The organism is Clostridioides sp. ES-S-0054-01 (genome assembly GCA_021561035.1).
Classification (GTDB): Bacteria; Bacillota; Clostridia; order Peptostreptococcales; family Peptostreptococcaceae; genus Clostridioides.
Genome location: CP067346.1, coordinates 1,337,743 through 1,363,889, shown reverse-complemented (window position 1 = coordinate 1,363,889; position 26,147 = coordinate 1,337,743). Strand labels below are relative to the sequence as shown.

Genomic DNA, 26,147 nt, shown 5'->3' with positions numbered 1-26,147 from the left:
TGTAGATTACAATTCAATCCTCCCTCATTTACTTGAATTAATACTATACTTATTTTAACTTATTTTATGGATTTTTTCACTATACATAATACCTTAATAAAATTCAATGTCTATTGATAAAACAAAACATAGGAAAATGAAGATTAATTAATGAAAAGAGGTGTTAAAGTGAAAAAAAATTAGAAATTAACAAAATAGCAAACAATTATAGAAGAGCCCTTATACAAAACAAATATAAAAAATAAATACCAAGAATAAATAGTATATTAAAAATATATAACTTTACAAAAGAATATCTTTAAAAAATTAAGCTTTCGATTTCATAAGATATACTAACTGATAAAATTATTGGTCAAATTGTAACTGAAGATGGATATGCAAAACCAGAATATGATGAAGTATATAAGGCTTTATTCATTTTACATAATGACTATAATTTATACTCTCATATTTTATTAATGATATTATTAAAGAAGATCCATAAACTAATAAAAATATAAAACCATTTTTTCAAATAAAATTAATAATAAGGGCTGAAACTTATTCAACTATTAATTATATCTGAAAAAAGACATGGTTGGATATTGGGTCATAAGATGAAGAAAAAAACACATTAATATTGAAATGCAAAGAAATAAATAATTATGTGAATTGTATGAAATCGACCATGCATGGTCATCCTAATATTTATTTAAGGAAAACAGCATTATATTTCGTAGAATTCCCTAAAATTATTAAGCATAATGATATAGCAAATAGAATTATTCTCTAGAGTGGAATTATTAATAATTCCTCTAGTTTAGGTGTTTAAATTAATGCTGAAAATGATACTGTTATAAAAAAATCACTAGATAAATTAAGAAAATTATGAAGAGTATTTATTAAATTGGAAGAGAGTGTTTGTATCATGAATAAAAGTATAAATATTATTGATAAAAATAAGGAATAAACTGCTATTAAGGTTGCTAAAGAAAAAGATTATTCATTTGCTAAACTTTTAAAAAATAAAGGCTATAAATTAAGTAAAATAAATGACTTCAGGTAGTTAAATCAAAGATTTACCTTACGACTAATTAAAAAGATATATTTATATAAAATAAGACTTCCAAAGCAGAAGTCTTATTTTTCTATTATTTTATTTTCCCAATTTATAACACTTTCTATGGATATCTTTTCCTGTATTCTAATGTATTTTTCCATATATTCAAAATCTAGATTACAGTTATCAGAAGTAGGTAAAGATATAAGAAATTCTAAAGCAATTTTTCTGTTAAATTTTGTTGCATAATCAAATTTGGATAGCAAAGCGGTTTTTTTGAATGCGGTCATAAAATATAATAAAGATTTTTCATTCCATTTATCCGAATATGGATATAAACCTTGAACATGAGAATATCCAATAAAATCATATGGTTGAAAAAAAATTGCATCTGCTGTTGTGGTATCAGAAAAAGTAATAATCCCCCCTTGTTCTGTACATTCCAAGTTTGAATAACCACCAATTCCATTATTCTGACTAGTATTACTAAGTACAGGATTTTTACCATTTTCATTCATAATTTCGGCATTACTACCTTTATATGCCTTAGTTGGATGTATGTCAAATAAGTCACCAACTCTATAAGATTTAAAGCTAGGGGGATTTTTTAATAATTTATATTCGTCCAAGGTTAATTTATAGTTGTCTAATTCACTTGCTGATAAATAAGTGGAAAGTTTGTGTATACGTTCCTTTTCTAGTTTTTGTATATATGCTCCCATAAAATCATAATCAATATTGTCTGTATCAGTGATAGGCAATTCAATGTAAGTGTTTTTTAAGGCTATTTTTGTTGCCTTTTCATTATAGGCAAATTTCTTAGTAATTACTTTTTTAATGCAAGTAATTATATATAGAGCATTTCTTTCGTTTAACTTATCAGATTGTAAAACACTTGTTGCACCATGACCATCTTTTAAATAAAAAGGGGTTTCTAAATAAACAATATTTTGATTGTTTGAATGTATAAGAATAGTTGGCTTACCATCTTTATTGTTTAACACATCTTGTGTTAACGTCTCAAAAGATATGATACCATTGTTTATAGTTGATTGCCCATAAAATGGGTAAGAGAAATCACTATCAATAGTAAGTTCATTTATTTTTAATGGGTTAATCTCTTTTTGTGACTGCCATTGTAATACTTCAGAGATTTTAAATTTTTTACTTTTCATCTGACAACTCGCCTTTCATAATCATAGATAATTTCCAACTAAGATATTCTTTTACAACATTTCTAAAATCATCTTGGGTTGGAATAGTATCAATTTTTTGATGCTGTTTGAAAGTCCAGTCATTTCCTTCTAATGAAATTACATCTTCGATATATTCATCCTCAGAAAAATAATGCAAATATGATTTGCCATATAAAACAAGATTTACAATTTCATCATATCTTTCAAAAGCATGATCTGTATTCTTTAAATTAGTTTCTTGACTTGATTTTTTGCGGTTTTGTCTAGTATAGCCATCATTTGAAAAATCAATAAACTTAACCATTTGTTTAGTATCATGAGGTATTCCAACATTGAATACGTAAATTGCGGTCTGTACACCTGCTTTACCATGGAATATATTAGCCATATGAATACTTGCAACTAATGTGTTATTCTTTAGAATATTCTTAGTATATGGCAATCCGTTTCCACTTCCTGCATTTTCTTGAATTAGGATAACAGCTCTTCCGTTTTTCATACGCTGTAAAGCTTTTTCAACGAAGATAAATCCTTTACCTTGTGCAGAATAAGGTGGATTAAGTAAAAATACATTTGCAGGATAAGTTTGACCATTTAATACCCCTTGTTCATAATTTCCACTATATTCATTCAAGCTATCTTTGTGTATGATATTTGATGAACCATCTCCCATGAGAATCATATTAAGAACAGCAAGCAAATAAATATCAGAACGTTTTTCGACACCAAGAAGCTGTTCATATTTAATCTTAACAATTTTTTCTGATAGTTCCTTTGGACTTTTAATTCGTTCCTCTGCATCTTTAATCATTAACTTCATAGAAGAAATCAAGAAACCAGCTGAACCAACGGCATAATCCCAAACATAGCTCTCTTTGTTTACTTGTGCAATTCTAGCCATAAGATCTGTAACATAACGTGGTGTTAATACAACATCATTTTTATCACTATCTGGAATATCTACCCAAGCATTAAGAACATTGAAAAGTCTACCTGTAAAATCAAGATGCTTTGCGGATGTAAATATTGGCATTATGTCGTTTTTAACACTAGTATATACTGTCTTTAATTTGCTCTCACCATTAACAGTTTTCCATAAGTCAGAATATATGAAAACTCTGGAAAGATCATTAATAATCATAGCCTTCTTTTCCTTTGGTAAATTACGTTCTTCAAGAAAAGAATCTATTTTATTTATAATAACTGTACCATCATTGTTTTTTGCTCCTGCTTCTCCCTTTAAGTCATAAATTTCAAGAGGTGCAACTTTACCCTCTACACCTAAAGATGCCATAATCATACCAGTAACAAGTTCAACTCTTGAGCCAACAGAAATTTTTAAGTCATCCTGCATCACTTGATTAAGTTTCTTTAATTTAACTTCGATTTCATTCTCAAACTCTTTAGATTTAGCTTCTATTTCTTCGTCTGTAAGACCAGATTTATCAATTTTATCGATAAAAGCATCAATATTCTTTGGCAAAAGGAAAGATAAATCTGTATATGAGCCTATTTTTTTAGGAATACAATAATTATCAAGTGAAACATAATATACACCAATTTCATATATACGCCCACTTTGTTCGTCATAACCATTAAGACCAATTGCAATCACTTCCTTATAACTTTTACTATGTTCTATAATCGCATTGGCATAATGAATAGCACCATTTACAGCATATTTATTTATATTTGTAAAGTTAGATGTTCCATCCTTTTTATTATTATCAATTTCTCCTAATGAATTTATTTTGATAAAGTTTCCTTTTGTCCCCTTAACTTCAATCATTACTGGAATTTTTCGTAACGATTTTGTTTCTATGAATAATTTTATATCAGGATAATTTGTACCTCTTCCTCCGCTTTTGGATGGTGCAATCTTTAACGCTGTTTCAATCTCTTGGTTGATATTTTCGGTTTTTGTATAATACTTTGTTTTCCCTAGTTGATTTTTTGCCCAGTCCTCAATTTGTTCTTCTATGCTTTTTGCCATGACATCATCCTCCTTATATGTTATTTTGTAATATCTAAATTACTTAAAAGCTGTTTATTCATTTCTCGTAATAAATCTGTTTGTTTCCAGTCATTTTCTTGTTCATCTGCATAAAAAAGTTGTTGTGGAAGTGGTATAACAGTTTCTGATACACTAAAACAATTTTTTTTGTTGTATTCATAAAAGGTATTAGTTACTTTTTTGATCCACATTTCACGTACATCATCAGGTATACCTTTAAGATTGTAAGCACGTGCAGAGCTAACTAAATAATCAAAAAATGCCTTGTTAATCTGCAAAACTGGATAATCAAATGATTCTAACCCATCAGAAATATTTTCATACTTTAGAGAAACATATTTTTCTAATAAAGTAAGGATTGAATCATTTCTAACTCCAATACATAAATAGTCATGAGAAACATTAAAGTGTTTTGCAATATTTATTTGATTTTCTAATGTAAGTTGTGTTTCTCCTTTTTCTAATTTTGAAATAGAATTCTGGGATAATCCAATAGCTTCACCAAGTTTTTCTTGAGATTCTCCTTTTTTTTCACGAAGATATTTTATTCTTTCTCCTACCTTTTTAGGCTCATTCGTAATATTCATAGTACCTCCCTTTCTAAAAAAACTCTAGTAGTAATTATACTACTACACAGCAGTAATAACAAGGATATAAATCAATCTATACCTTCAAAGTAATAGTAATGGTAGTAATAAAACATCTGATTAACTACTTTTACATCCTCTATACTATTGTGGTATTTTATAGTTAAGCAAAGCACGACCAAACAAGGTCAGTATTAACATTAGTATTGACAAAAAAGAAAATAAAGATCATGCAGTTTTTGTATATAATAGGATTACAAAAACATATAAAAAATAAACTAAATAAAAGGAGAAAAATTATGTTGAAATATTTAAGACAGTTTAAATTATTTGATTGGAAAAACTTTGCTAAACACAAAAAGCTTGTGGCAATTGACATTGCCCCCTTTATAAACATTATTATCAAGCAATCATTAGTATTATTGAATACTGGACTTCGTATTTCTGAATTATGTGGTCTGACACTTGCTGATATTGATTTTAATACTAGCACACTGTTGATATAAATCATCAGTTGAAAAGATATAAAAACAGATACTATACAGAACAACCAAAAAGCGATAGCAGTTATAGAAAAGTGCCTATGACTGATATTGTGTATGAAACCTTAAAATATGTTTTGAAAAATAGGAAAAATGCACAGCCAATTATCGTTGACGAATACTGTAATTTCATTTTCCTAAATAAACAAGGTTATCCTATATATAATACCTATTGTATAAATACATTCAAGAATCTTGTGAAGAATATAACAAATGTAATAAAAAAAATAAATTACTTAATATGACACCACATATTTTAAGGCATACATTTTGCACGAATATGACTAATAAAGGCATGACACCAAACAATTTACAATATGTTATTAATCATAAGAATATAGAAATGACATTAAGTTATTATGAACATGGAAGTTATCAGTCAGCGCTAACAGAAATTCGAAGAATTATCGCTACTACTTAATTTACTACTTTTCAATGATAAGAATTAAGCCATTTTAAGACAGATTGTAAAACTATCTACCAACTAAAAAACGCTCAAAGTTTTATATAATAAGGATTTAAGAGCATTTAAGAAATTTTAAGAAGATAGTCAAAATTTTATTTTAAGTTTGATATAAATTTATAAAATGTATATTTGTTTACATTTTCTTATTTTAAAAACCAAAACAGAAAGGTGTCTATAGGGTACCCTCTCATAATGGAATCAAATAATCTTTCTATCTGCTCTGATTTTCAGACAAATTTTCTTTGTATTGCTGGTAAATAGATTTTATTTAACCTTATTCCATCTATAACTTCTCTAATTGTATATACTTTATAACTCATATTTTTCTCCCTAGTATTATCTTCGTTCTGTTAAGTTATTTATTCTCCTAATATGATTTGTAATAGTTTTGAAAAAAACATATTCACTCTATAAAAAGTAATCCAGAAAATTGAAACCTTTAGTTGAATATCTTATATGTGACAAAACTACATATCTTCATCATAATATATATCTAAATACTTCTCTAAAGAAACTTCAAAAAATTCAAAATTATATCCTACACTTAATTCCAATATTTGAGATTTAATGTTATCTATTATTCTAGGATACTAATAAACACATTCTTTCAAATCAATTCTAATCATAATAAAAATTATACTTGATTTATATTATGTAAAAATAAAACTTCTTAAATGACTCTACAGCTATAGTCTTATCTCTGGCATTAAAGGAATATATACCAGAATTATCAATTAAATCTATATCTTTTGTCCAATTAAAAACTTTATTTTCTGATGTCTCTTTTCTATCTGATACATTAAATTCTTCTTTAGAGCCTATTAATGCATTTAAAAAACTACTTTTTTAACATTGTAAAGTTCAGTATCACTAACTATAACCTTACTATTTAAAACTTTTTTAAATTATATATCTTTTTATATGTCATTTACTTCTATTTATTTGCCATAATAATCATTTTTCAAAATAGCTACTCCTTTAAATTTATATTTTGTATATTTATCATGCTTCTAAAATTCTGGTAAAAATTTTAAGGTTCAATTGCTCTATTTACTGGATTATACCAGATTTATAGGATGTACATATCTTTACATTAATTTTCTTCATATTTTTAACTTATTTTCCTATTTCATTATATTTTATATCAAGCTTAAATTTTACAACATTAAAACTCAAACAAATTTATCACCCTAATATTATTAATAAAAATTTAAAAGAAAGTTGTTATATTTTTTATCCTAATAATTATTGTATCACGTGCAAAAAAATAACTATATTTGTAATTATTTAAATATATACTGACTCTTTTAAAACACACTTTTTTCTAAATGGTATCCAATTAAAATTTTAATTCTAATTCCTTATATTTTTAATAACTATTTATAACAATATTTACCAATTTATTATATCGTGTTTTATGATGTATTTTTATATCTTAATTAAAACTATAACTTTCTTTGTCACTAAAAATCTATTTTATTTTTTATTAAAAATTCAAATAATCATAACTATTCCTAAATAGCTTTTAATTGTATATCCACAAAAATAAAAAAAGTGTTATGAAACTAACTTAATTGCTAGTTTTACAACACTCTCCTCACGTACAAGTACATTTTTATCTATTTTTTTATTATAAGTTTAAAATTAAATACTAATAACTATATTTTTACAATATTATAATATAAAATTAAATTAATGAATTTTGCTTGAAGCTAAAAAACTGATCATCTTCTCCAATTATAATATGATCTAATAATTTAATTCCTAGCATGTCACAAACATTAACCAATCTACTAGTAATATTTTTATCTTCTTCGCTAGGTGTTATATTTCCAGAAGGATGATTATGTGCTACTATAATAGAATTACTATTTGATAGTATAGCAGTTTTCATGACCTCTCTTGGATGTATTAAAGATGAGCTTATTGTTCCTATACTTACAATCGAAATATTTACTGGTTCGTTCTTCACATTCAAACATGCCACCAAGAATTTCTCTCTATCACTGTCAATCATAAAAGTTTCAAATAAATCATATGCATCTTTTGGACTAGATACTTTTCTAGGCTTATATATTATAGATTTTTCTTTTATCATTTTTATACTGACTATATCTACTATTTTACTGTGTCTCATATATATGCTCCTTTTTTATTCATACAAAATATAAAGGTTATAGCCCTTTATAACTATAACCTTTATATTTTATATATACATTAGAACTATCTGATTTGAAATGTTCTCAAAACATCTGTTTTTACAAATACATTTTAAAATATATCAGTAAATGTGCTATAATTATTTATTTTTTTCCTGCACCATATTTTATTAGTTTTCTTATCCATCTTTCACTATAATCAAATTTGTTAGATAATTCTTTCAAATCTTTTTTTTCTAGTTTTTGTCCACTATATTTAGCTTGTAAGTATTCTCCTACACTTTCATTTGAATATAATCTCATTGGAAGTGACAGTTGTTGTCCTTTAAAATGTTTATGTATTTTCTCTGTATTCTCCTTGCCTAAAATTCTTGAAATTTCATCATAAATTTTACTATACTTAATATCTTTTTCATTCATATTTTACCTCCAAAATTTCCCTATTTTATTTATATTTTTTTATTTAGTCATTCTGTAATCTCAGAATAAATATTGTTACAATTAATCTTTTTTATAAACATATAAACTTCATAACTTATATTAACTTTTTTTCTATGAATTTTCTATCAACATAGTATACCTACATAACTCTCTGTAAAATTCCATTTTTTATTTTATGCCAATTAATATCCAAAGCAAAAGATTTACTATTATTCTAAGTACATTGTATTAAAAGTCTCTTCTTTAATACCTAATTCTCATTAGTTTATTTTTTACACACAACAAAAAACCATAGTTTTTAAAATCTATAGTTTAATCTTAAATATAAAAAATTATGTGCAACCACTGTAGCAACACCAAATATTTTAAATAATCTTTTATAAAATCGTACAATATATGCGATAATAAAATTGTTCATATTCAACCATTTATAACATTATATAAAAATCAGTAAAGTTCATTACAACGAACTAGTTGTTCCTTGGTCTAGCGCCATTACATACTTCTTTTCCATCACTACATTCTCCTTATCATATAATAATATTTAATTTATTAAAAAGAAAAATCTAATATTACATATTTCAATAAATAATCATACTTAATATAAATTTAATAGATTAGATATTTATAATAAGACACTTATTTTCTATCATATCTAGATAATAATATTATACATTATAGCTTACATATTAATTAATAAATTTTAAAGGTATATAATAAACAACGTTCATAATATTCGATACAATAATTTTTTGAAATATAAAAGCACAAAGATGATTTTTCATAAACAACTTTCAAGTAAAGTATAGGAAGCTTTAGAAAAAAAAAATTTTTAATGGCGATAAATTAGTATGCAATATTATAATAAAAATGTTTTTTTCATACTCAACATACCTTCATATAGAATTTGAATGCTTAAAATCATATATTAAAAAATTAAGAGTAATGGAATCTCAAAAGAAAAAACTACAAAGTAAGTTAAATGATTCTATAAATAAAAAGAAAGATATGCAAAAAGGCCTTAATACAATGGAACAGCAAAAAATTGCTTCAATCAGTTTTAGCAAAAACACAGAAAGCAAAAACTGAAATACCAAAAGCTTTTGATAAATCAAAATTAGATTATATAAATTTCATAGAAAATAATAGAACAAAAATAGATAATACACTAGAATCTACTCTAAATTCAAGATTTAAACAGATGTATATAACAGTAATCTGTATAAATTTATTGGTATTCTTAATATTATTGTTCTATAAAGAAAACAAAACTAAATAAAAGAGTGTTATAGTATTATATTGTAAATTTATCTTATATCTTAAATACTTAGTCTTAAATATTAAATGCATAATTTTTTATGATTGATTAACATATACTACAATATAACACTATTACTCTCTTACTATTTTTCATTTTTATAATCAATCAAAAGGCAATCTTAGATTATAAAAATAAATTTATAAGTTAATTTATAAAATCTATTCATAAACTCTTTCATGTTTTATAGCAATTACACCTATCGAAATATATATACAAATCAAAATAAACCACATATTTTCAACTATAATATGTTAAAATCATATTATGAGCATATTAATTTAAGTAAAATGTCATTTAGACTTTATTTTAATAGTTTTATACTGTAAATTTAGATATTTTTAATTTTTAAATGTCACTTAGACATTTTATATAAAAAGAAAGGAGTGTATTTTGTGGATACTTTAGGAAAAAGAATTGCTTATTTGAGAAACTCCAAAAAACTTACCCAACGTAAACTTATGGATATTTTAAAGTTTGAAAACTTAGGTAAATATGAAACCGGAGATAGAAAACCTAATTGCGATATACTAATGTCAATAGCTGATTATTTTAATGTTACAACTGACTGGCTTCTATATGGTAAAGAAAAAGTAAACTCTAATAATAGTGTAAAAGAAGAGAAGGAAGATTACCTACATGTGACTAATGATGAGATGACAATATTAAATCTCTATAGACAGCTAAATGAACGTGATAAAATAAAAATAGAAGGAATACTTGAACTTAAGATATCTGAATACAAAGACTTAAAAAAGCATTCCTCTAATAATAATGAAGATAAAATGGTTTAAATATACATAATTTGATACGATTTTACATCATCTATTAATTTTATTTTTTTGTAGTAGATTACTAAAATATGGATATTAGGTTATTTAAAAGCAAGTGTAGTACAATTTCAAGCATATTTATAATATTAGATTATCTTATCCATATTTTAGTTTACGTATTTTGAAAAACATTGTACATTTCTATGTATCATTTATATTCCTATAGAAATGCATTATTCATGTTTTTAATTCTTCCAGCATCTTTTTATATACAATTGTACATCCTTTGTAATTACCCTCTTTAAGAAGGCTTGAACATGTACTAGAGTACTTAGTTAAAATATTCAATCTCTCCATATTTAAACTTTTTACACCATTAAGAGCTGTAATAAAATCATCAATTGCTCTACAGCACTCTATCAATCCATCTGAATCTAATTTACACACAAGAATATTCACCTACTTTATATACTATTTATTAATCATCTTCTGAATATTCTATATTAAGCAATTGATAAATTGATGATTTATATTTTTTACCTGTTCTTCTTCCATTTAAAATAGCTGATAAATAGTTTTCATTAACACCTATTTTCTTTGCTAATTCTCTTTGAGTCATATTTAATTCAATAAGCCTTTGCTTGACTTGTACTCCCAAAAAAGGTATCCATTTTTTTCGAGCATCCATTTCTGAACCTCCCATGACAAAGTCACAGGGTTCCTGCTTCATAGAATCTTGCATACTAAAATATGTATTCTCCACAGGCTATCCCCGTAGTTCCTACGGTTCTTACATAAGTTATTTATTTTGAATTGTTATTAATCTTAATCCTTCTTTTAATATATTTATACTTGCATTTATATCTCTATCGTGAGTTTCATTGCAACTAGGACAAATCCATTCTCTTATATTTAAATTCTTAACTTCCTCGTTTTTGTACCCACATTTATTGCATATTTGTGAACTTGCAAAGAATTTACCTACCTTTACAATTTGTCTACCATGCCAATTAGCCTTGTATAATGCTTCAATATCTACATCAGTACAGCATAATGATACATAATATTTACCACTTGGTTCTCTAGATATAGTACATTAAGTATCCTCCCTTATTAAGTATTCTCCCTTTAGGGACTTGTTTATCCCTTACTTTAACCATACCAAGTTTAGGTAATTTTATATATTGACTAAAGTACATAATATTTCCATTTGTAAAGTTAGTTTTATATGAAAATCTATTAGTTTTCTTTGATTTAAATTTAGGAAATCCTGCCTTTTCTTTAAAGAATTTTTCATATGCGTTTTCTAAATCTTTTAAGGCGTTTTGTAGTGAAAATTTGTCAGGTTCTTTAAGCCAATTTAATTCTTTTTTTAAATTGGTCAAATCAGAACTGCACTGTTTATAAGTAAAAGTTTCTTTATCATTTTTATAAACTTCTATTCTTTTAGCAAGATACTTATTATATACAAATCTACAACATCCAAAAGTTTTGTTAATTAACTCTTGCTGTTTTTTATTTGGATACATTCTAAACTTATAAGCTTTTTCCACTACTATCACCTCACTTTAATTGTTTTTTCTGATTATGTTAATAGATTATGTTAATACTGAATGTCTATATTTTACATACTATACTATATAGTATTGTACTAAATATACATATCTGATTCACTTCCATTTTCATCACCCATCCTAATATTAACAAACGTAATTATTTAAAACAATTATTTCGAAGGTTTTTATATTTATTTTTAAATAACATATTTAAGAACCGTAAGTCTTAACTTTTATCATTTTTGAGGTTGTCGTTCACATAAGTTCGCTACTACCTATGCAGTTCTCTTATGAACTTCTTACACTTTCATGCAAGCACAGACTATATCTTATCCTTCGGCATTATCCGTTAAGGTCTACCCACTTCCACTACCGATAGCTTGTAGTGTACTTCCCTCAAGAGGAATAGTCGTTGAAGTTTCTCCTATTCGGAGCTTACCTGCTGATTGCCCATTTTAAAGTACTTAGGGTTTAACCTTATACCATCTAACCAATTTTTTCTACTTTCGTAACTTTCACACTTAGGTTTATTTCATCCTTATGTTTTAGTTTGATTAGCTTTAGGGGTTTCCAGCAATTCAAGTAGTATTGGATAGGTTCTATCCTATCTCTACATATAAGTTTCCCTATATGCTGACTAATTTAGCTACTAACTCATGACCAAAGTCACGAGTATACATAGCTATTTTTTAATCAACTTTCCTTTCTAAGTGATTTATATTTATTTTTATATTTTAGTCTACACACCTGCTACTATAATTTAGTCCACTTCCATAATCCTAGGTAACTTCATCTACTATTATTCCTTTAGCATTTGCATATTGCCTAAGAAATTCCACTTGATTTTTCAAATTATCTTTTTGATTAGAAGTTGAAACTCTTGTATAAATAACAGTTTTTCTATTTACTTGTTCTTTATATATCCCTTTATATTCTAAACATTGTTCATAAGTGTAGTATCTTCTATCTGTTGGAGTTCTAAAAGCCTTTAATTTCCCTTCAATATCCCAATGTTGCATAGTTCTGACTGAAATATTAATTAACTCTGCAAACTCCTTTGGTTTATAGTTATTATTTTTCATATAATCACTTCTTGGCTATATCTTATTGTAAATAACTATATTTATCTATGTTTTCATTAACTAAAGATAACCTCCTTTTATTTAGTATATATTTTTAATATGTACAAATATTAAGTATATAAATTTATTTGATACTAAATAAGATTTTTTGATTACTTTGTGCTAAAATTAGGATGTAAATTCGTATCATTAAGTTAATTATAAAGTCATTTTGACCTTAAGTCAATATTTTTTATGTCATTTTGACCTTTATTTTTCAATTATTTACATCTCAAAAAGTCTTTGTGACATTAATTGAATGGAGAGTGTTTATGGATACTTTAGGAGAAAGAATTGTTTATTTGAGAAAAACAAAAAACCTCAAACAATATGAGCTAGAAGAAATGTTAGACTGTGATAACTTGAGTAAATTTGAGAGAAATATTAGAAAACCAAATTATGAAATATTAAAATCTATAGCTGAGATATTTAATGTTTCAGTGGATTGGCTATTAAATGGAGATAATCTATCACATAAATCAGATTTAATTTGCGATTCCTCCTCAAACTATCCACTTAATAGCATAAATTCTAATGAAATAAACCTTTTAAATAATTTTAGAAAGCTAAATGATTATGATAAGGCCAAAATAGAAGGTATGATTGAATTAAAACTTCATGAATACGAAAAAGAGAAAGATTTAGGAAAAACTGAGTATAATAAAAATAAAGATGAGAAAATAGATAAATAATTTTTATGTTGCTTTTGATACGATTTTACACCATTTCTTAGTTCTAATATTTTTATTTCATTTATTTTCTTTTTTATAGTTTTATGATAAAATAATTAGTATATTTTGCTTTACTTGAATGTAATTATTTATACAAAAGTCAAACATAATATAAATGTAGTAAATTTTTAGTTTCAAGTAATATCTCGTTATTATAACTAAATATTTATTAAAATTAGGAGGATAAAATGGGCTTAAGAGACAAATTCGCGCAATCATTTGCTAGATCAAAAACTATGAGTGGCCCTGAGAAAAAGGCTAATGAAATAATGGGTAAATTGCTTCTTAAGAAAGCTATATTACCTATCATTTTAATGTTCGTGATAATAATCGCTGGAGCTATGCTTAAAATCAATTCTTGGGTTACACTTGGCATAAATTTAGTTATTGCTGTTGGTGCTTTCTTCTACATAAGAAATTCTAGTAAAAAGTATCAGAACTTTAAACCTTATGTTGGCAATTTGATTAGTTTAGAGAAAAAAGGTAAAAAAGAGTATATTGCTATTATAAAACAAGGTAAGTTACCAGTTAAGTTACAAATTGCTTATGGTGGCGAAGACCTTGAACATATTAAGAAAAATCAAATGGTTCAGATAAGTTATAATCCAGATGCTAAAATAGCTATTTTGGTTAATAGACAGTAATTTAATAAAAAAAGGAGTTGTCTTAAAATTGATTTTTTCTAATCAAGTTTTAAGCTCAACTCCTTTTTGAATTTTTATTACTTTTTTTAATTAATATTTTAAAATATAAAATCCTTCTCAATAAAATAGGGCACTATCTACAATACTACTTTATCTTTTCCTAATAATATATAATCTGGTGCTACTGCTACTTTCATGTTATACACCGTTTTGTAACATCCCTTTTATATCAGTAACATCTTCCTTAATTTCCTCTACATCTGTTTTCATTATTCCCATTTGAACAAGTATATTTTTGTTTATTTCTTGTTGTTGTGTAGATAATTCTATAAAATTTTCTACAGTTTTTTTATATATGTCTCTATCTTCTTTTTTCTCCTGCATAGTATTTTTAAATAATAGAGCACATAGTATACCTATTGCCCCTAGACTACTCAATTCGGTTATTAATTTATCCATTATAGCCTCCTATTGTCTAAATTTTTATACTTATAACTTTAATTTTTGTTACATTCTTACATCATGCAATATTATATTTTCAGGATTATCAATTTAATCTTTTGTATTTTAAATTGTAGGTGTAATTTATAGATTGAATAAATAATAAATATATATACAATTTCTAATATAACAAAAAATAAGTACAAGGCTTACTTATTAAAGTTAAGACCTTGTACTTTACATAAAAAAAATAACTAGTATATAGTTATTCTAAATTTACTATTCAACTGGTATTTCTAATTCTTTACATCTAATTCTAACTTGCTCTCTAATTACTGCTGGTACTTCTTCTATTGTTTTTTTGCCTCTTAAAATTAAAGCTACATATACTTCTACCATTCCACTCTCACCTCCAGATTTTCTTACACTAAAAGTGCTTATATTACTTGCTTCATTGATAGAACTTTGACTTAACAACATCTCATATATTTCTGCATTTGCTATAAAATTACTTGTTATATCATCATCTTGCTTTACTTGACTTACACTTATGTCTGAAATATCTTTATACTGCATTTCTACTTTTCTACCTTGTTTGATTTGTTCTATTTTATTTTTATCGAATTTAAACAATTTTTACACCTCCATTTTAAGCTTGTGGCTCGTTGTTTTCAGCATCATATCTAAAAATCATAGATGGACGTTTTATAGCTGTCCATTTATCTCCTTTTTCTACTATGATTTTAGGCTGAGCACTTTTTATGTTGGCTTCTTCTAATTCATAGATTTCTTGGTAACTCGAGTCTGATTTTTTGATTTCAACTAGTTTCATGTCTTTGAATAAGTCAGATTTATTTATTTTTACTTGAACCTTAGTTTTATTTATTAATTGATATATAGGGTCTCCAAGATTTAAATCTTCTTCAAGTCCTCTATCTAGTGTAATTGTAATATCTTGTTCATTGGATGTTGTATTAACTACCTTGTACATTCTATTACCTATCATAACATAAGAATCTTTAATTATAGAATTTCCAGTACTCTCTTTAAAAATAAATAAAGATGCATATAAATCATCCCCTTTACAATAAGCTCTAAATAGTATCTTATTCTCTCCTATTTTAATTTTATCTGGTGCTACTTCAAATGATATTTTTTCAGTAGTTAAATCACTTACAGATTTTACACTTTCACCATTTATAAGCATTTCTATTTTACTTATATCTTTATTAGGGTCTTGTATTTTTATCTTAATTGATGAAATTGACTTTTCAGTAATTTCTATAGCAGCATTTGTTGTTCCTACTTCTGATATAATATATAATGTATTGTCTGTTGCAAGTACATCCTTTACTGTATTTACATCTTCAGAAATAGGTACTATAGTAAATTCTTTTAAAAATTCTACTGGTTGTTCAATTTTATATACATCCCTATTTTTTCCAGTAACCCATACTGAATTATCATTTTTAAGTACTAATATATGGTCACTTCCATAAGATTTTATTTCTCTTATGTCTGTTAGTGCTTTTGTAAAGAACTTAATTATAGTATTTTCACTATCGCTTCCTAATCCTAAAGCTCCCTTATCATTATATCCTTGTACAAATAATTCATTACCTGTAGTTACTACTAATGTATAGTTTTTACCACAATGTACTTCTTTACAGCTAGATATAGTTGTAATTCTTTGTAATTCAGTAACTGGATTATTGTGACCTATACCTAATTGATATTCGGAATTTTTACCAATAGACCAAAGACTATCATCAGATTTTATAAAATAAGTAAAGTTATCTCCACATGAAACATGCTTTACATCTGATACATTAATCTGCACAAATTCATCCACTTGATTTATAGACAATTCTTGCAATAATTCTCCATGGTAGTTTGTACCACATCCATACATTGTTCCATCATTAAGTAATATAATAATATGAGTCTTAGAAATAGATACTTCTTTTATATCTTCATATGGAAGTTCAGTATAAAGGTCTCCTTTGTATAAATTTCCTAATACTAAACCATAATCTATGTCTTTTGTGGTAGGTATAACTATCTTATTGTTTAGAAGTATAAAGTTATGTCTGTTTTTAATAGATGTCAAATCACCCATTACAAAATTCATATGCTTATAATTAAATATTCTATTATCATTATTTCTACTATCGTATCTATTTCCAACACCTAATTGTCCATAGTTATTTAATCCACAAATATACATATCATTAGTATCTTTTATTGCTATATTTGCATATTCTAAAGGAAGTATTTTCTTTACTCTTGTATTGGTTTTTATAAATGTATCTCTTTTTGTTACATCACCAACACCTAATTGTCCATTATTATTAAAACCTGTACCATATAGGTCTCCATTATCACTTACATAATGTCCACATCTATAATTCATTCCAATGTCCTTTGCCTTTGATGCTATTTTTTTAATCTTCTCTGGAGTCTCACTTCCTGTACCTGAACCATTACTACATTTGCCTGCAGTATATACATCCCCTTCACTTGTAAGTAAAAGTACTGCATTATTTCTGTTTGGAGCTACTTTTACTACATTTGAAATTGGAATTTCAGAAAATGAACTTTGATTGCTATTACTATTTAGACCTAAGCAATAATCAGTATTTAAACCTGTACTATATGCAGTATTATAGATTGTTATTATATAGGTATTTATTTCATTTGGTATAACTTCTTTTACATTTTCCATACACTTTATAAAACTATACTGGTCAGTAGTATTTCCCATACCTAATTGTGAATTATTATTGTATCCACAACAATATGCAATGTTTGTGTCCTTTACAATAAATGTTGTTGTATCTGAGCAGTACACATCTCTTACATTAGTTATATTGTTTACAGTAAATGTCAATATGTCTGGATGGTTGCTTTCGCTTCCTAAGCCCAGTTGCCCATGAGTGTTTTCTCCACATGAATATAATGTGTTATCATCTTTGATTGCATGCGAGTGAGTAGTCCCTAAAACAACATCTCTTACATTTTGGATGTTTACTTTAGTAAATGTATTTCTATTTACTATATCACCTAATCCCAATTGTCCTTTGGTATTTAATCCTGTAGAGTATAGTGTTCCATCATTTCTAATTGCAAATGTTGTGTTACCATCTATACTTGTTGATATTTTCTTTATATTATCAAGGTTTATTTGAGTGAACTTATTTCTATTTATTGTGTCACCTAATCCTAATTGTCCAGAACTATTATTTCCTGTGGCATAAGCTGTTCCATCATTTTTTACTATAAACATTGTATTTCTTGATGTTGTAATTTCTTTTATATCATCCATAAATATAAATGAGTTTGATTGTTCAGTTATATTTGTGAATTTTCTTATTGGTTGATTGTTATATTCTCCTATACCAAGTTTGTTAAATTGATTTGCTCCTGTTACATATATATTGTTATTTTTATCTACTGCTACTACAGTATTTTCTTTGACAATTGTATCTTTTATGTTTTTTAATCCTGTATCATAATTACTTGTTCCATCTAAGTTTGTTATATTTCCAAATTCTCCATTATTAGCAAGCCCATATCCATACAATTTTGAATTGCTAGAAGCCAGAATAAAAATACGACCTAGATTTGAATATTCAGAACTAATACTAGTATAACTTTTATATCCAGTAGCAGATGAACCAAATGTTTTTGGATACCCAGTAACATAAGAAATACCTTTTTTAAAGTATAATATATTATTTGGTGTACCTATTACTTTTTCTATTCTATTAAAAGAATCTACTCTTACAAAGTAAGCATTATAATGAGAATTTGTAGCTTCAATAAAACTTCCATATCTTGAATAATCAGTTATACTTGGGCTACTCTTTGATGTATCTGGATATCTATGCTGTCCTGCCAAATAAACATATCCACTTTCGTCAATTATTGCACAACCATAATAAAAAGGAAAAACATTAATTATTTTAGGTAAATTGATTAAACTGCTAGAATTAGTAGACGACGAAGCTGTTCTATACTGAGATACTAGTATTTTATTTGCATTACTACTACTACCTGTGCCTAATTGATAGTAGTTATTATATCCAGATACATATAATTTTCCTTCACTATTTATCATATATACAGAATAATTATATGCTGCTATCTTTTCAATGTTACTTATACTCTGCTTATATGGATAATTAGAAGTTCTTTCTATATTATTATAAGAATTATATCCCCAACCATATACCTCTTTTGAATGATTTAAAGCTATTACATAACTGCCTTCTACACAAAAATCCTTTATATTTTCTATTTCTATTTTTGTAAATATATTTCTATTAACTTCATCTCTTAGACCCAATTGTCCATTACCATTTAAACCACATGAATATAATGTTCCATTATTCTTAAGTACAAAAGTTGAGTTTCCACTTCCCTTTATATCCAAAACATTATCTATATCCACCTTAGTCATAACTGACCTGTTAACAGTATCTCCTAATCCTAACTGTCCATGATTATTTAAACCACAAGCATACAATGTACCATCATTCATAACTATAAACATGTTGCTATCTGTTAACTCTATCTTCTTATAATCTTGAAAATTATCACTTAACTTTACATTTAAAAATTCACTATTGTCCTTTGTAACATATAAATAATCATCATTAACCAATAAACCTGAATAATTATCTAAATTTGAAGATTGTACCTTTGAAAACTCATACAGAAAAGTTGTATGAAAAAATGAACCAAGTTGACCTGCTAAATTACAGCCAGATACAAATATCTCCTTTGAACCATTTATTAAAAAATTAAATTGAGAACCACACTTAATATCTTTTATATTTTCTACATTAACCTTAACAAAAGTATTTCTGGATGCCACATCTTTATTGGCATTGGCTAGTTGACCATAATTGTTTTGTCCTGTACTAAACAGTGTATTATCGTATTTTAATATCATAGTATGATTATTTCCACAAGAAGCATACTTAACATTATTTATACTAGAAAGAGTAAATACAATTGAATTATTATTATTTCCTGTACCAAGCTGACCAACTCCATTATAGCCTGTAGTATACATAGTTCCATCATTCTTAATAAGAATTGTATGACTACTACCACACGCTATCTGTTTTACATTATCCATACCTTCTATTTTATTAAATACACTTTTATTTAAAGTACTATTAATTCCCAACTGTCCACTTGAATTTAATCCACAAGCATGTGCTGTCCCATCCATTTTTATGATGAATACAGATTGATTATAAGTCACTACATCTTTCACACTATCTATATTTACTTTAGTGAAAGTAGCTCTATTGTTAGTATCACCTAGTCCAAGTTGACCACTTGAGTTTAAACCTGCTGAATATAATGTTCCATCATTTTTAAGCACAAATGTAAAGTCATAACCACATGCAACAGTTTTTACATCATCTATTGGTAGCTTAGTAAATTCATAATATACTGTAGACTCAATTACACCTAATTGACCTACATTACTTGTTCCTGCTCCATATGCAAATCCATCTTTAGTTACTGCTACACTGTGTTTTGAACCACAAGATACATATTTTACATTATCAGTTTTTACTTTACTAAACATCCTTCTCTCTGACGAATCTTTTCCAAGTCCTAGTTGAAAACCTGTATTATCGCCACAAGCATATAAATTACCATCTGATTTTAAACCAAAGGTACTATTACTTATACCAGTAAAAAATTCTACAAAATCATAATCGTTATATCTTTTATCAAAATCATCAATCAATATGTTCTTATCATTAAAATAAGCACCACGCTGTAAAAGTTTATTTTGCTTCATTATTAGTACTACCTCCTTTATTTATCTTATTTCATATGAATATTTACTTAGAGTTATATCTTTTTGTTCTTTTAAATAAGTGTTACTAGATTTTGTCTCAACAAAGTTATTATCCATATCATGTATATATCTAACTCTATTTGCACTAAATGGTAATACTACATCTCTAAAAATCACATTACCAATTTCACCTGTTATACATTTTCTATTTAAATCTAACTTAAGCCCTTCTATAGCTACTATGTTATTTCCATTTGCTAATGTATCATACCAATAACCAGCCTCATCTACAGTTACTTCTGACTCTAATTCTAGGTATATTAATATATCTAGCACTTTTTCAGATAATTTGTTATAGCTATTTTTTAATACTGATATATCAGTTTGTATTTGACCACTTATAACATCATCAAAAGATATATTTTCTATTTTTTTAACTACCTCATTTATAGCTCCTGATAAATCTTTAGAATCTGTAGTTAATATATCTGTATCTCCAATTTTTACTTTTATTTCTTTTATATTTTTATCAAACTTATCATCTAAATCTTGAATATCCTTTTGAGTTACAAAAACCAACGTCGGGTCTACTTCTAATGTAACATTTGAAGTATTGGACAATTGTAAAATCATTTTTACAACCAAATCTTTAATACTGCCATCTTCAGCACGTGGCTTATACGTCTCTGGATACTTACCTATAGCTATTATATTATTCTCATTATCCAGAACAGCAGCTTCTCTTATCATAAATCCACCAACTGTTCCTGGTAAAATAGTCTCTATAACTATCCAATTAGGATTTTTTTCATCAATTCTTAGAGAATTTATATTTCCTTCCCAAACTACATTCTTTAAAGCAGTTTGTTCCTCTGTTGGCTCATAATATTCTCCATTACTATCTCCAACTTGAAACTTGGTTAATCCAACAAGCTCTCCTAGTGCAGTTGCATTTGCTATTTTTTCTCTACCAATTTTGGTTAATATTATATAAAATTTTTCTTCCAATTATACCACCTCCGATTTAGGATAAACTACTACATTTTCTACGCCTGTATCATTTGCAATAGCTATATTAATCTTACAATTATTTTCAATGCATTTAATGCTTAAAGGATAAACCTTTATTTCTTCTCTACTTAACATTCCAGCTCCACAGTTTACAACAGCACTACATTTTATAATTGGTTCAAAGTATGGATGAACTTTTACCTCTTCACTACATACCATACCTCCACCACAATAGACCATACTTTTATCTAGTATTATTGGTTCTAAATAGTGTAATAAGTGAGCAGGTTTTACTCTTTCAATCATATCGCTACAATCTAAAAGAGTTTTATAGTCACAGTTATTTGCTATAAAACTCAATACGAATGTAAATTCATCACTATAAACTTTTATATCTGTTTCTGATTTTGTATATGCCTCACATATACTTTTTATAACTTCAATAGTACTAGTACCTCTGCTTCTCATTTTAGCTTTTATATTGCTACGTCTTGTGTCAAAATCAAGTTCTTTTTTTTCAATGCAGAGTATGTCTTCCCACATATCTAATCCCCATGTCGCTGTATCAACAAATAATTGGTCAAAGGTATCATCAATATCTTCTTTAAGAATATTTAATTCTGTATCGTATGCACCTTGTATCTCCTCTACAATGTAATTTCTATCAAATGATGGTAGTTTATCAATTAGCTTCATTGATTTTCCACCTCACTAAAATTGACAGTTGTTACACTAGGTATTTTATCTTCATTAATGGTTATATTATCTGTACTTCCATTTATAAGTAGATTACTTAAATCGTGTACACCAGTAGTATTTATAAGTATTCCCATGACTTTTGTATAGATTATCTCTCCTCTAATATCTCTAAAGTATGTATTTATACTTTCTAGGAAAGATTCTTTTACATTGTCTAATGTATATCCATCTTCTAGTTTCATTACTGCACTTATACTTATTTCTATTGGTAATGGTGTCACAACTGTTATAGTTGGTCCAATAGGCTTCTCTTCATCTATATGTTGCTGACACCTTTCAATCGTTTCTGTATCAACAGCTTGATTATTTTTCCCAAATATCAAGACCTTAACTGTTCCTGGACCATCCCATCTTGGATAAACCTTAACATTATAGACTCCATCTACTTCCAAAGCCCATTCTTCATAGTGAGCTTTATTTCCACTTGTAGCTTGATTTCTTTGGATTTTATAAAATCTTTCTTTTAGTTCTTCATCTGTCTCTATATCTGTACCACCTTCAAAACTTCTTGTGTTGGTAATCTTTGTAACTCCAGATATATTATCAACTAGTTTAAATTCACAATTTGTAGGTAAATTATATTTCTTACCAACTTCCAGAGCTTGAACTGGGCTATTGTCACCTTCTTCACTACCAATAGTTACATCTTTTATTACTACAAATAGTAAATCTCTATATGATATTACTGTGCCATTATTTATTACAGTTCCTTTCTCTCCAATAAATTCAACTTCTCCATTTGACTCTGTACCTAACTTTCTATATACACCAAATTCATTGACTCTTTTATCAAGAAACTGGTTATATGTGTCTTGTATAAAAGCCATTTTATGTATCTTTGAAAGTTCTAGATATATCTTCGAAAGTTCTAGATTATTTCCAGATACCATGTTGTTTAGAAAAGAACCTTCTCCTTTATAAATATCAAGATTAATATTTTCAAGAGTTCTATTTTTTATTACTTCATATGTCTGGTCACTATACATTTATTTCCACCTCCCCATAGATAGTGGATACTTTTACATTTGCACTCAATATGTCTCTGTTAAAGTTAGCACTTTTTACGTTTACTTCTAATATATATGGATTTATTAGAAGGGCCTCTTTTATGAATCTACTAGCTTCACTTTCTGTAAGACCTTTTGTATATTTTTGTCCTATTAGTTCTGAAAGCTCTGTCCCATATTCTAAAGAGTATATCTCATGTTCATATCTATTTGTCTTTATACACTTGTATATCCAAACTTTTAAGGCTTCTTTTTTTTCAATTATTTTAAAGTCACCTTTTTCTAAAATAGGTTCATCTTTTTCAAAATCCCATGCCACTTCACGAAAGATTGGCAATTCTTCTGTTTTAGGTAAGATATAATCTTCTGGGACACCTATAAAAGGAAATATTGTACTCATTATAAGCTCACCAACTTACTTACAACAGCAAATTTTTCGCCTATTTTAAACATTATTACCATATCTTCAGGTTCAAAATTATCTATAAATGGATTTTTTATTTCATGCTTATGCTCTTGACTTGTTTCTGTATCAAATGATTCTATCTGTCTATCGAATAACCAGCTGTCTATTAAAATATCTTCTTTTTCTAATACGATGTTATTTGTCTCTATTTTTAAATCTGGTAATTTACTTTTAATTCTTCCAATAAAAAAAGAAGGTTGATTATGATACTTTCCTTCTTCTCTTATTATTCCTATAAATTCATTTATTGGATTAGCCATTATATCACCATCCTCTTATAATACTCTCCTAGCTGTATTAAAATCTTTTCTACTACTTAACTTACTTATTTTAACTACATCACCTTTTCGTGGAGCATGTAAAAATTCTCCATTGCCTATATATAGTCCAACATGGCTGACTGGATTATGAAAAAATACTAAATCTCCTGCTTGAAGATTTTTTTGTTCTACTTTCTTGCCTTTTTTAGATTGTTGATTTGATGTTCTTGGTAAACTAACATTAACTTTTTTAAAACAGTAGACCATCAATCCAGAGCAATCAAAACTACTTGGTCCATTTCCACCCCATTTATAAGGTTTACCTAGATGTTTTTTTGCCTCTGATATCACTGTTTTAGCTTTATCAGATACACTACCAGCATAACCACCAACAATAATTTTTCCTTTTCTTCTTCCAAATTTACTAGCTTCTTCAACATTTCCAAATAAAATATCTATATGGTATGTTCCATCCTTTTCTATAGTTATTGCAGGTCCTACATCATTTACTTTATAGACTCCATCTCGCCCAGAAACTCCTGTAATTATTTGTATTTCATCTCCATAGTTCAACAGAGGATGTTTGTTTAAAAACTCTTTTGTATAATGAGTTTGCTCATATTTACCAACCATGGGAGCAGCACAAGTTTTTTTAGACGGGTCAAGTTTTTTATTTCTACAATCTGTATCTCCACCTTCCTCTTTTCTAGGGCAGTAAGCTGTGAATTCTGCTGTAAATTCTCTACCTCCTGTATAACCTTCTTCTCCTAAATTACTTTCTTCCTTTGGTTCATCTTGTCCTGCTGACTTTTCATCCATAAGATTTTGAAAGTTAAGTTCAAGTTCAATTTGATACTCTCCATTTTGCCAGATATGCTTATCTGTATCTATATAAAATAATCCTACAAGCTTTGTATAAGAATCTTTAACTTTTACCCCTCTACCAGTTATACAACTTACATCTCCATAACCTTTAAGAGAACAGCTTTTTTCTATTCCACTAAACTCGCTATCTACATCTATATCTTGATTTTCTTGTTGCTGAATTACTTTTTGCATTATTACATTTACTTCCTTAAAAATTTCATTATCTATTTTTTCGCTAATCTTACTTCCATACTGGTCTACTACTATTACCTTATTTTTTACATTTTCCATGCTCTCTGAAAAGGTAGTATTTATAATATTAAATCCCTCTTCAAACATAACACTTAATGTAACAGTTCCTTTTTCAATAACATTAAACTTATCTAAATTGGCTTCTATCATATACTTTTTCTTTGTCTTTTTACTTGCCTCTGTATATGCACTCATTATCGTGTCATAACCATTTACTCCTATAAACATCTTTGTATACTTGACATTGGTCTTTGCTATTGTTCCAACTGAAAGCCTATTTTCAGCAAATACTTGCTTTGCTATGTCTTCAACCAACTTATCTTTAAAGTTATATGAAACTTCACTTTGTGTAAGTAAAAATCCCATATCTTTAGATACAAAACTAATTTCATTACTGCTTGAATCTTTGGACCTATTAATTATCATTCCTCTAAAGAGTTCTTTCTCATCTACGTAGAAACAAACTGTACTAGCTATTGGTATATCTATCTGTTGAAAATTTACATCAAATGCTGATTGTATTATTGAAAACTCTAGTGTTCTTGATGGAGATTTATAGTCGCCTGACCATGAGACTTTATCTACTATGTCAGTTATATCATATATACTTCCATTTTTTATGTGTACCCAAATCTTAATAATAAAAAATCACCTGCCTTTTCATTTAAGT

At 26.9% G+C, this 26,147-nt stretch carries 21 protein-coding genes and 3 pseudogenes; 6 read left to right on the top strand and 18 right to left on the bottom strand.

Annotation, left to right across the window (positions count from 1 at the left end):
* Positions 1–1,119: 1,119 nt before the first annotated feature.
* From JJC02_06620 to JJC02_06610, 3 genes are all read right to left on the bottom strand, one after another.
* On the bottom strand, positions 1,120–2,214 hold the full coding sequence (locus tag JJC02_06620) for a restriction endonuclease subunit S (protein ID UDN55841.1): 1,095 nt from the start codon (positions 2,212–2,214) through the stop codon (positions 1,120–1,122).
* Positions 2,204–4,024, bottom strand: a complete 1,821-nt coding sequence (locus tag JJC02_06615) for an N-6 DNA methylase (GenBank protein UDN55840.1) — start codon at positions 4,022–4,024, stop codon at positions 2,204–2,206. Before JJC02_06615 ends, JJC02_06620 begins: the two co-directional genes overlap by 11 nt.
* A gap of 224 nt (positions 4,025–4,248) precedes the next feature.
* Positions 4,249–4,836 carry a helix-turn-helix transcriptional regulator gene (locus tag JJC02_06610; protein UDN55839.1) on the bottom strand — a complete coding sequence of 196 codons (588 nt, stop codon included), beginning with the start codon at positions 4,834–4,836 and terminating at the stop codon, positions 4,249–4,251.
* 299 nt (positions 4,837–5,135) lie between these two features.
* On the opposite strand from JJC02_06610, the gene JJC02_06605 reads away from it, so the two are divergent.
* Together JJC02_06605 and JJC02_06600 are read left to right on the top strand one after the other, a co-directional pair.
* Positions 5,136–5,342 (top strand): tyrosine-type recombinase/integrase, encoded by a 207-nt coding sequence (locus JJC02_06605; GenBank protein UDN55838.1) that lies wholly within the window; start codon positions 5,136–5,138, stop codon positions 5,340–5,342.
* Positions 5,343–5,619: 277 nt separating this feature from the next.
* Entirely contained in the window at positions 5,620–5,799 is a 180-nt protein-coding gene (locus tag JJC02_06600; GenBank protein ID UDN55837.1) for a tyrosine-type recombinase/integrase, read from the top strand.
* A 1,732-nt stretch (positions 5,800–7,531) separates the two neighbouring features.
* Here JJC02_06600 and JJC02_06595 read toward each other — a convergent pair.
* Complete coding sequence (locus JJC02_06595) at positions 7,532–7,981, bottom strand: DNA repair protein RadC (protein UDN55836.1); 450 nt, start codon at positions 7,979–7,981, stop codon at positions 7,532–7,534.
* Between the two features lie 166 nt (positions 7,982–8,147).
* Entirely contained in the window at positions 8,148–8,423 is a 276-nt protein-coding gene (locus JJC02_06590; protein UDN55835.1) for a Mor transcription activator family protein, read from the bottom strand.
* Between the two features lie 951 nt (positions 8,424–9,374).
* Between JJC02_06590 and JJC02_06585 the strand changes: the two are divergent.
* Positions 9,375–9,723 (top strand): annotated as a pseudogene (locus JJC02_06585) (transporter).
* 434 nt (positions 9,724–10,157) lie between these two features.
* The gene (locus tag JJC02_06580) at positions 10,158–10,556 is read left to right on the top strand and encodes a helix-turn-helix domain-containing protein (GenBank protein UDN55834.1); all 399 of its coding nucleotides are present in this window, start codon (positions 10,158–10,160) and stop codon (positions 10,554–10,556) included.
* A 216-nt stretch (positions 10,557–10,772) separates the two neighbouring features.
* On the opposite strand, the gene JJC02_06575 is transcribed toward JJC02_06580, so the two are convergent.
* From JJC02_06575 to JJC02_06560, 4 genes and pseudogenes are all read right to left on the bottom strand, one after another.
* Positions 10,773–10,982: a hypothetical protein gene (locus tag JJC02_06575; protein ID UDN55833.1), complete on the bottom strand. Its 210-nt coding sequence runs from the start codon at positions 10,980–10,982 to the stop codon at positions 10,773–10,775.
* Positions 10,983–11,013: 31 nt separating this feature from the next.
* Entirely contained in the window at positions 11,014–11,223 is a 210-nt protein-coding gene (locus tag JJC02_06570) for a helix-turn-helix transcriptional regulator (protein ID UDN56389.1), read from the bottom strand.
* Positions 11,224–11,334: 111 nt separating this feature from the next.
* Positions 11,335–12,097 (bottom strand): annotated as a pseudogene (locus JJC02_06565) (helix-turn-helix domain-containing protein).
* A gap of 776 nt (positions 12,098–12,873) precedes the next feature.
* A pseudogene (locus JJC02_06560) lies at positions 12,874–13,173 on the bottom strand (recombinase family protein).
* Positions 13,174–13,484: 311 nt separating this feature from the next.
* On the opposite strand from JJC02_06560, the gene JJC02_06555 reads away from it, so the two are divergent.
* Together JJC02_06555 and JJC02_06550 are read left to right on the top strand one after the other, a co-directional pair.
* Positions 13,485–13,904, top strand: a complete 420-nt coding sequence (locus tag JJC02_06555; GenBank protein ID UDN55832.1) for a helix-turn-helix transcriptional regulator — start codon at positions 13,485–13,487, stop codon at positions 13,902–13,904.
* A gap of 227 nt (positions 13,905–14,131) precedes the next feature.
* Entirely contained in the window at positions 14,132–14,587 is a 456-nt protein-coding gene (locus tag JJC02_06550; GenBank protein ID UDN55831.1) for a hypothetical protein, read from the top strand.
* 198 nt (positions 14,588–14,785) lie between these two features.
* Here the strand turns inward: JJC02_06550 and JJC02_06545 are convergent, their stop codons facing one another.
* From JJC02_06545 to JJC02_06505, 9 genes are all read right to left on the bottom strand, one after another.
* On the bottom strand, positions 14,786–15,046 hold the full coding sequence (locus JJC02_06545; GenBank protein ID UDN55830.1) for a hypothetical protein: 261 nt from the start codon (positions 15,044–15,046) through the stop codon (positions 14,786–14,788).
* Between the two features lie 261 nt (positions 15,047–15,307).
* Positions 15,308–15,661, bottom strand: coding sequence for a hypothetical protein (locus JJC02_06540; GenBank protein UDN55829.1), 354 nt, complete (start codon positions 15,659–15,661; stop codon positions 15,308–15,310).
* 16 nt (positions 15,662–15,677) lie between these two features.
* Entirely contained in the window at positions 15,678–20,855 is a 5,178-nt protein-coding gene (locus JJC02_06535) for a chromosome condensation regulator (protein ID UDN55828.1), read from the bottom strand.
* A gap of 21 nt (positions 20,856–20,876) precedes the next feature.
* Positions 20,877–21,863 carry a phage tail protein gene (locus JJC02_06530; GenBank protein UDN55827.1) on the bottom strand — a complete coding sequence of 329 codons (987 nt, stop codon included), beginning with the start codon at positions 21,861–21,863 and terminating at the stop codon, positions 20,877–20,879.
* Positions 21,864–22,562, bottom strand: a complete 699-nt coding sequence (locus tag JJC02_06525; GenBank protein UDN55826.1) for a DUF2313 domain-containing protein — start codon at positions 22,560–22,562, stop codon at positions 21,864–21,866.
* Positions 22,559–23,611 (bottom strand): baseplate J/gp47 family protein, encoded by a 1,053-nt coding sequence (locus JJC02_06520; GenBank protein UDN55825.1) that lies wholly within the window; start codon positions 23,609–23,611, stop codon positions 22,559–22,561. The genes JJC02_06525 and JJC02_06520 overlap by 4 nt, the downstream gene beginning before the upstream one ends.
* Positions 23,604–24,032, bottom strand: coding sequence for a DUF2634 domain-containing protein (locus JJC02_06515; GenBank protein ID UDN55824.1), 429 nt, complete (start codon positions 24,030–24,032; stop codon positions 23,604–23,606). Before JJC02_06515 ends, JJC02_06520 begins: the two co-directional genes overlap by 8 nt.
* Positions 24,032–24,358: a DUF2577 family protein gene (locus JJC02_06510; protein ID UDN55823.1), complete on the bottom strand. Its 327-nt coding sequence runs from the start codon at positions 24,356–24,358 to the stop codon at positions 24,032–24,034. The genes JJC02_06515 and JJC02_06510 overlap by 1 nt, the downstream gene beginning before the upstream one ends.
* Before the next feature lie 15 nt (positions 24,359–24,373).
* Positions 24,374–25,903, bottom strand: a complete 1,530-nt coding sequence (locus tag JJC02_06505; GenBank protein ID UDN55822.1) for a C40 family peptidase — start codon at positions 25,901–25,903, stop codon at positions 24,374–24,376.
* Positions 25,904–26,147 lie beyond the last annotated feature (244 nt).

Coding starts and splice junctions, on each gene's coding strand:
- JJC02_06620 (UDN55841.1), bottom strand. CDS start 2,214: ATGAAAAGTAAAAAATTTAAAATCTCTGAAGTATTACAATGGCAGTCA.
- JJC02_06615 (UDN55840.1), bottom strand. CDS start 4,024: ATGATTGAAGTTAAGGGGACAAAAGGAAACTTTATCAAAATAAATTCA.
- JJC02_06610 (UDN55839.1), bottom strand. CDS start 4,836: ATGAATATTACGAATGAGCCTAAAAAGGTAGGAGAAAGAATAAAATAT.
- JJC02_06605 (UDN55838.1), top strand. CDS start 5,136: ATGTTGAAATATTTAAGACAGTTTAAATTATTTGATTGGAAAAACTTT.
- JJC02_06600 (UDN55837.1), top strand. CDS start 5,620: ATGACACCACATATTTTAAGGCATACATTTTGCACGAATATGACTAAT.
- JJC02_06595 (UDN55836.1), bottom strand. CDS start 7,981: ATGAGACACAGTAAAATAGTAGATATAGTCAGTATAAAAATGATAAAA.
- JJC02_06590 (UDN55835.1), bottom strand. CDS start 8,423: ATGAATGAAAAAGATATTAAGTATAGTAAAATTTATGATGAAATTTCA.
- JJC02_06570 (UDN56389.1), bottom strand. CDS start 11,223: ATGGATGCTCGAAAAAAATGGATACCTTTTTTGGGAGTACAAGTCAAG.
- JJC02_06555 (UDN55832.1), top strand. CDS start 13,485: ATGGATACTTTAGGAGAAAGAATTGTTTATTTGAGAAAAACAAAAAAC.
- JJC02_06550 (UDN55831.1), top strand. CDS start 14,132: ATGGGCTTAAGAGACAAATTCGCGCAATCATTTGCTAGATCAAAAACT.
- JJC02_06545 (UDN55830.1), bottom strand. CDS start 15,046: ATGGATAAATTAATAACCGAATTGAGTAGTCTAGGGGCAATAGGTATA.
- JJC02_06535 (UDN55828.1), bottom strand. CDS start 20,855: ATGAAGCAAAATAAACTTTTACAGCGTGGTGCTTATTTTAATGATAAG.
- JJC02_06525 (UDN55826.1), bottom strand. CDS start 22,562: ATGAAGCTAATTGATAAACTACCATCATTTGATAGAAATTACATTGTA.
- JJC02_06520 (UDN55825.1), bottom strand. CDS start 23,611: ATGTATAGTGACCAGACATATGAAGTAATAAAAAATAGAACTCTTGAA.
- JJC02_06515 (UDN55824.1), bottom strand. CDS start 24,032: ATGAGTACAATATTTCCTTTTATAGGTGTCCCAGAAGATTATATCTTA.
- JJC02_06510 (UDN55823.1), bottom strand. CDS start 24,358: ATGGCTAATCCAATAAATGAATTTATAGGAATAATAAGAGAAGAAGGA.
- JJC02_06505 (UDN55822.1), bottom strand. CDS start 25,903: ATGATAATTAATAGGTCCAAAGATTCAAGCAGTAATGAAATTAGTTTT.